The 1,821-nt window shown below is 40.1% G+C and carries 2 protein-coding genes; both read left to right on the top strand.

Features of this window, described 5'->3' with window-relative positions; genetic code table 11:
• The coding region (locus NNO02_RS23160; protein ID WP_271455867.1) for a hypothetical protein at positions 1–188 on the top strand (188 nt) is incomplete at its 5' end.
• 73 nt (positions 189–261) lie between these two features.
• Positions 262–1,728, top strand: coding sequence for a MobQ family relaxase (gene mobQ / locus NNO02_RS23155; protein ID WP_271455866.1), 1,467 nt, complete (start codon positions 262–264; stop codon positions 1,726–1,728).
• Positions 1,729–1,821: the final 93 nt, after the last annotated feature.

The raw sequence follows: 1,821 nt of genomic DNA, 5'->3' as shown, positions 1-1,821 counted from the left end.
TAGAAAAACTTAAAACATTGTCGTTATTTTTAGCTCCTTTAGGAGATATAAAAATAAAGCAATGCCCACCTATACACTCACTTCGTGAGCGTGTGGGGTCTACCGACGGTTGCCTGCCGCAGGCTAACACCGTTTCCTTCGGAAACAAGGTCAACGTCAACACCAGAGTTTTTCTTGCGAAAAACTAAAATCAGCATAGTCGCATTGGAGATTTATATTTTGGTTTGTTATTTAAAATTATATTGAGGTTCTTTTTATTGTATGGCTATTTTTCATCTTGATTTTAAAATTGTGAAACGAAGTGAGGGCAAATCTTCCGTTGCGAAGGCTGCTTATCATGCTCGTACAAGGATAACAGATGAAAGAACAGGCGATACGTATGATTATAGCCGCCGTACCGATTTATACGGACATTTCATATTAGCACCCGTTAATGCTCCTCAACATATTGTAAAAGACTCTACAGCATTGTGGAATGAAGTTGAAAGAGTTGAGCGTCAGAGCAACGGACAAACAGCCCGTTATTTCGATGTTGCCATTCCTGCTGAGTTAAATAATGATGACAAGAAAAAACTTGTCCTTGAGTATTGTCAGAAAAATTTCGTTGAGAAAGGTATGATTGCCGATATCGCTTTCCACGATCTCGATAGCGATAATCCTCATGCTCACGTTATGTTGACATTAAAAACTATAGGACCAGAAGGTTTTGGTAAAAAGGAAAGAAGCTGGAACGACAGAAAAATGTCTGTTTTATGGCGTGAATCATGGTCAGCTATGGCTAACAGCTATCTTGCTGCCGCAGGTTCATCAGAGCGTATTGATCATCGTTCTCTTCAAGCCCAGCATGAAGAGGCATTGGAAAAAGCAGCAGTAGCTTTAGATAATGAAGAAAAAGCACTATGGCTTGCTAAAGCCGCTGAAACAAACCGTCCTCCAATGAAGCGTATCCATAGTGCCAAATGGCGTAGTAAAGCAGCACAAGAGCAAAGAGCAGCAGAACAGGCTGTTCGTGATGCTGCTAAACAAGAAGCTGTTGAAGTCTACAAAACATTCAGCGAACTTGATCTTGAAATTGTTGTTGATGTCAGAAGCTTTACGATTACACATCTTGCTGAACCAGAAGAGATTGTTCTACCAGACTTCCCGGCAACAACTAAACAGCAACCTGTTATGACGACACCAGCCATAAGCAGAAGGCCAGCAGTAAAATCTTACCGTGATCCCAATAAAGTCAGTAGGGTTAGTGCTGCTGGGAAGAAATCGCCTGTTCTGGTTGTTCCTGAACCAAATAAATCCACTACATTGAAAACCCCATCTCTTCAAAACACCAGAGCGATGAACCGTGCTCCTATGAGAAGTATTAAACAGAACAAGCCCCGCCAGAATGGTTTATTTAAACGTTTTACACTACACATCATGGGCTTCTTGAAAGAGAGATTTGTATGGGCGAGAAGGAAACCCGATACCATTGATGCTGACCATGATAAGCGTATCGCAGAGAACTATGTCTTTGATGGGGTATTGGGCGTTTATGTTTCACGCGCTAAGTATGAAAAACGAGCCAAATTTAACAATGACCAGAAACTACCCCGAGCTGAATTCTATGAAGATAAACTTACCGGAGATAAAATTAGTCACTCTAAGCAGCCCCCCCTTGTTGATAGTTATAATGTGAATCAATTATGGTTAAATCAAGCAGATTTTAAAGCCAGAAAGCTAAAGCCATAAAGATTAGGAATGAATTGATACGATTAAGAAACTTCATCATTAATAATCACGAAGAAATATTAACACCTCAAATCATATAACCTTTTAAATTCC

The sequence above is a fragment of the Citrobacter sp. Awk 2 genome, from assembly GCF_028069815.1.
Taxonomy (GTDB): domain Bacteria; phylum Pseudomonadota; class Gammaproteobacteria; order Enterobacterales; family Enterobacteriaceae; genus Citrobacter.
The sequence above is the reverse complement of the archived record's forward strand: the minus strand, read 5'-3'. Positions and strand labels throughout refer to the sequence as shown.

Bases quoted from the DNA above. Each gene is read 5' to 3' on its own strand.
- mobQ (WP_271455866.1), top strand. From the start codon at position 262: ATGGCTATTTTTCATCTTGATTTTAAAATTGTGAAACGAAGTGAGGGC.